3 protein-coding genes are annotated in these 4991 nt (G+C 68.8%); 2 read left to right on the top strand and 1 reads right to left on the bottom strand.

Annotation, left to right across the window (positions count from 1 at the left end; all coding sequences use genetic code 11):
* Nucleotides 1–112: 112 nt before the first annotated feature.
* The gene (locus ACWCO2_RS36635) at nucleotides 113–2026 is read right to left on the bottom strand and encodes a primary-amine oxidase (RefSeq protein ID WP_450132397.1); all 1914 of its coding nucleotides are present in this window, start codon (nucleotides 2024–2026) and stop codon (nucleotides 113–115) included.
* A gap of 456 nt (nucleotides 2027–2482) precedes the next feature.
* Between ACWCO2_RS36635 and ACWCO2_RS36640 the strand changes: the two genes are divergently transcribed.
* Nucleotides 2483–4054 carry a sensor histidine kinase gene (locus tag ACWCO2_RS36640; protein ID WP_450132399.1) on the top strand — a complete coding sequence of 524 codons (1572 nt, stop codon included), beginning with the start codon at nucleotides 2483–2485 and terminating at the stop codon, nucleotides 4052–4054.
* Nucleotides 4051–4737 (top strand): response regulator, encoded by a 687-nt coding sequence (locus tag ACWCO2_RS36645; protein WP_450132398.1) that lies wholly within the window; start codon nucleotides 4051–4053, stop codon nucleotides 4735–4737. The genes ACWCO2_RS36640 and ACWCO2_RS36645 overlap by 4 nt, the downstream gene beginning before the upstream one ends.
* Nucleotides 4738–4991: the final 254 nt, after the last annotated feature.

Consider the following 4991-nt stretch of genomic DNA (forward strand, 5'->3'; position numbering starts at 1 on the left):
GCGTACTCCGCTGCGGCAGTGCCTTCCAGCACCCGCGCCGCACCGGCGAAGAACCGGATCTGGTCGATGGAGGCCTGGCTGGAACCGGCTTTCGCACTCACGACCCCTCGGGTCAGCTTTCGCAGCAGTGGGATTTGGTGCTGGTGTTGGGTGGGACGTCGAGGGTTGGGTTTCGGTCGAAGAAGGCGACTGGTTTGAGGGTGAAGCCGCAGACGTCGACCGGCATGATCGGCCAGTCCTCGGGACGGGGGAAGTGGGTCAGGCCGAAGGTGTGCCAGAGGACGATGTCCTCGCCGTCGATGCTCCGGTCCGCCGCCGTGAACGCCGGGATTCCCGCGCCTCCGTGGTTCTGGTTCACCAGCTCCCCCGCCGGGTAGCGCTCGTCCGGGGCGTACTGGGTGACCCACAGGTGCTTGGTCGCGAACGTGGCGCGGTCGGCGATCGAGGACTGCGGGTCGGCCAGCAGGACCGGATATCCCTGCGGGTGCAGGGCGTAGCCGACCGGTTGGCCGAGGCGGTTGGTGCGCTCGGTGTTGACCACGTGCCAGGCCCGGCCCGTCGACGGGTTCGCTTCGCGGCCCGATTCGCTCTCGCTCGCCAGTCTGGTGACGCTGCGGGTGAAGGCGTTGCCGTGCGGGTTGTCCTCGCTGATCGGGATCCGCTGGGCTTCGACCTCGTCCACCGCGTTGCGGGTTCCGTCCACCATCATGTCCAGGCGGGCGCTGAACAGGTGCTGGTGGTAGGGGGCGCCGAGGCCGGGAGCGAGTTCGTTGGCCCAGCGCGAACCTTCCTCCGGGTAGGCCGAGGTGAACACGATGCCGGTCGCCTTGGTCTCCAGCTGGATCGTGCCGTCCAGGTAGAGGTACCAGTAGAAGCCGTAGTCGTAGTTGCCGACGGAGACGAAGAACGACACCACCAGGCGCCGCTGCCTGCGGGTCTCGGCCGATCCGGTGAACACGTCGGTGTGCTTCCACAGCACCCCGAAGTCCTCCTCGTGCATGCACACCGCGTTGCGCAACGTGCGGGGCGTGCCGTCCTCCTGTGCCACCACCGCGTCGAAGTAGCGGATCTCGCCGAGGCAGTCGCAGCCGAGCGCCAGTTCGTTGGCGAGCTTGCCCAGCGAGTACTCGCCGGAGTCGAAGTAGTTCTGCCAGAACCGCACCGGCGACGGGTCGCCGTAGTTGACCACCATCTCGCCGATCGACGCCCGGTAGACCACCGGCCGTTCGCGGTCGCCGTCGCGGAACGACAGCTGGTGCAGCACCAAACCTTCACGCGGGTCGAAGCCGATGCGGAACCGCCAGTTCTCCCACCGCACTTCGTGGCCGTCGACCTCGAAGCTCGGCCCTTCGGGCTGGGTGATCTCGATCGGGCGCAGCGTGTCGCGCAGCGGACCGGTCAGCTGCTCGTCGGTGTAATCGCCGCTCTCGGCCGGTACCGGGAAATTCCGGTCGTCGACGACCTCCAGCACCCGCTGCTCGATCACGTCGACGTAGGCGACCAACCCGTCGACCGGGTGGGCCCACGGCAGCTCGTCCGGGGAGTTCTGCACGAACGACAGCGCGCGCAGCATCCGACGGCCGCTCTCCTCCGCGACGCCGAACCAGCCCGCCGACAGTGGACACACCCGCACCTTCGTCACGTCGTCGAAGCCGCGCTCGCGGATCGCGCGCAGCCAGGTCTCGTCGGCGCGCACGATGTTCTCGACCAGCTCGTACTCGTCGAGCATCACCGGCGGCTGGCCGTGCTCGACCGGGTCGACCGCCGTCTTGTCCACCACTTCGCCGCTGGTCAGCGAGACCACGGTGGTGGCCAGCTCGCCGGTCTTGACGTCGATCAGCACCGATCGCGCCCGGCGGTCCACCGGGTCGCCTTCGCGGTGCTCGAGCACTGCGGACTTGGTCGGTTCTTCCAGCTGCACCAGGGGAAATCGGGTCGACTCGCGCAGCAGACCGGCCTGCTGCAGGACGTCGCGATTGCGCAGGATCTCCTCTGCGCTCAGCGGTTCCAGCGGGTGCATCGTCATTGCGCACAACCTCTCGAACGTTCGGTCTGAACAGCTCTACTCAGGCCCACCCAGGCTGCCTTGGTCCCGGTTAATCCGTCCAGTGCGCACGCACCCATTTCGATGCTCCGAGCGAGGGTGATTTTGCGGTGGCCCGGTCGCCGGGGGGTGTGCGACCGGGCCGCCTGATGGGTGCCCGGAGCGAACGGGCGCCCTTCGCTTCGCGCGATTCCGCCGCCTGCGCCGTACCGCCGCGGAATCGCGCGGACACCAGCGGAATTCGCTGGGTCTGACCACCGCACAGCACTTTTCGCGGCGGCTGGAACGCGACTCAGCCATGCTGCCCGGTTCGCACCGGGCGCGGCCGCTTTTGCAGTTATCGGTAGTTGTGTCGCTTGTGAAACCTGGCGCAACAGCGGTGTTGCAGGTGGCGGAGGCGTTAACGTTCCCGCACCGATCGTGGAGGTGGACATCGTGTTGCGGGTGCAGGCGTCGCTGTCCCGGCAACTGCTCAGCTGGCAGTTGCTGATCATCTTCGTGCTGCTCGCCTCGGTCGCGGTGTTCTCCGTGGCGCAGACAGACATCGCGTTCCGCGCCAACCAGGGCCGCAAGATGCTCTCCGTCGCCGAAGACCTGGCCGCCACCGACGGCGTGCGGGTCAGCCTGCAGAGCCTCCACCACAGCGACGCGCTGGCGATCTTCGCCGAGAGCGCTCGCAGCCTCTCCGGCGCCGACGACGTGATCATCGCTGACCGCCGCGGAATCGTGCTCACCTCGCCCGATCCCGCTCAGCACGGGAAACCGCTGCCACTCGGCGACAGCACCGTGCTCGACGGCCGCTCCTGGGTCGGCGAGATCAGCACGGACAACGTCGAGTCGCTGGTGGCGCACGTGCCGGTGATCTCCAACGACTCGCGCATCATCGGCGTGGTCGCGGCCGGCAGCAACACTCCCGACGTGCTGCAAGGACTGCGCCAATCCCCCGAGAACCCGATGGCGCTGCTGGCCTTCGCCACCGTGCTCGGGGTGGCCGGATCGGTCCTGCTGGCTCGGCGGGTCAAGCGGCAGACACTCGGACTGGAGCCGCGCGAGATCACGCGGCTGGTCGAGCACCGCGAGGCGCTGCTGCACGGCGTGCGCGAAGGCGTGCTGGGCGTCGACGAGCAGAACCGGATCACGCTGGTCAACGACCAGGCCCGGCTGCTGCTGTCGCTGCCCGAGGACTGCGTGGGCCGCGACATCGACTCGCTCGACCTCAACGACCGCGCCCGCGACGTGCTCACCGGCCGCACCGACGGGGTGGACCAGATCGTGCTGCGGCGCGGGAAGGTCGTGGTGCTCAACCGGATGCCGATCTCCTCGGTCGGCGCCGTGGTCACCATGCGCGACCGCACCGAACTCGTCGACCTGCAACGGGAACTCGCGGTGCACCGCGACACCACCGACACGCTGCGCGCCCAGGCGCACGAGTTCAGCAACCGGCTGCACACCATCTCCGGGCTTATCGAGCTCGGCGAGTACGACGAGGTGCAGCACTACGTGCTGCGCATCAGCCACCACCACGAGCAGTGGCACGCCGAGGTCACCGCGCGCATCAGCGACCCGGCGACCGCGGCGCTGCTGATCGCCAAGGCCAGCCTGGCCGCCGAACGCGGCGTCGGGCTGCGCCTGCACGAGAGCAGCTACCTGCCCGAGATCGACGAAGGGCTGTCCGCGGACCTGGTCACGGTGCTGGGCAACCTGGTCGACAACGCGCTGGACGCGCTGGAGGGCTCCGCGGGTGCCGACCGCTGGATCGAGGTCGAGCTGCGCGGAAGCGACGAAGTCGTTGCTGTAGTGCGCGATTCGGGGCCCGGGGTGGCCGCCGAGATCGTCGAGGAGGTCTTCCGGCACGGCTTCACCACCAAGGCCGCGCGCGGTGGCGATCGCGGATTGGGGCTGGCCTTGACCAGGCAGATCTGTCATCGTCGCGGCGGCTCGGTGCAGGTGCACAACGCACACGGCGCGGTGTTCACCGCGCGGCTGCCGCTGGAAGGACCGCAGACGTGATCAAGGTGTTGGTGGTGGACGACGACTTCATGGTCGCCAAAGTCCACAGCGGGTACGTGGCGCGGGTGCCCGGATTCGAGGTCGTCGCGGCCGCGCACACCGGCGCCGAAGCGATCCACGCGGTCGACGAGCTGCGCCCCGACCTGGTCCTGCTCGACATCTACCTGCCCGACCTCGACGGGCTCTCGGTGCTGCGGCAGCTGCGCGCACACCCGACCGCCGACCCCGACGTCATCATGATCACCGCGGCCCGCGACCTGGACACCGTGCGCGGCGCCATCCGCGGCGGCGCGCTGCACTACCTGATCAAACCGTTCAGCTTCGAGGCGCTGCGCGATCAGCTGGAGGGATTCCGGGCGCTGCACAGCAAACTCAGCGAGCTGCCCGGCGACGCGCCCGCCGCGCAGCAGGACGTCGACCGGCTCTTCGGCACCCGCACCCGCCGCGCAGCGCCGCCGAAGGGTCTGGCCAACGAAACCGCGGACATCGTCGAGCGCGTCTTGCGCGAGGTGACGGCGGCGGGCGGCGACCTGTCCGCGACCGAGTGCGCCGGGGCGAGCGAGCTCTCCCGGGTCAGCGCCCGCAAGTACCTGGAGCACTTCGCCGACACCGGCCGCGCCGAGGTCCGCCTCCGCTACGGCGGCACCGGCCGCCCCGAACGCCGCTACCGCTGGTCCGGCTGACGGCCCTCTCCCGTAAAGGCAGGGGATCACAGTTTCAATTGAAACTGTGATCCGCCGTGCCTGGGATTTACAGTTTCAATTGAAACTGTGGTTCCGGTGGCGTCGGGGCGGTCAGTTTTAGGGCAGAACTGACACCCGACTCGCCCGGGCATGTCAGGGGGTGGGCAGGCGCAGGCCGTTGTAGCCGGCGCGGGCGTCGGCGAAGCGCTTGGACACCTCGTCCCAGTTCACCACGTTCCACAGGTGCTTGACGT

The organism is Saccharopolyspora sp. NPDC002376 (genome assembly GCF_053593195.1).

Bases quoted from the DNA above. Each gene is read 5' to 3' on its own strand.
- ACWCO2_RS36635 (WP_450132397.1), bottom strand. From the start codon at position 2,026: ATGACGATGCACCCGCTGGAACCGCTGAGCGCAGAGGAGATCCTGCGC.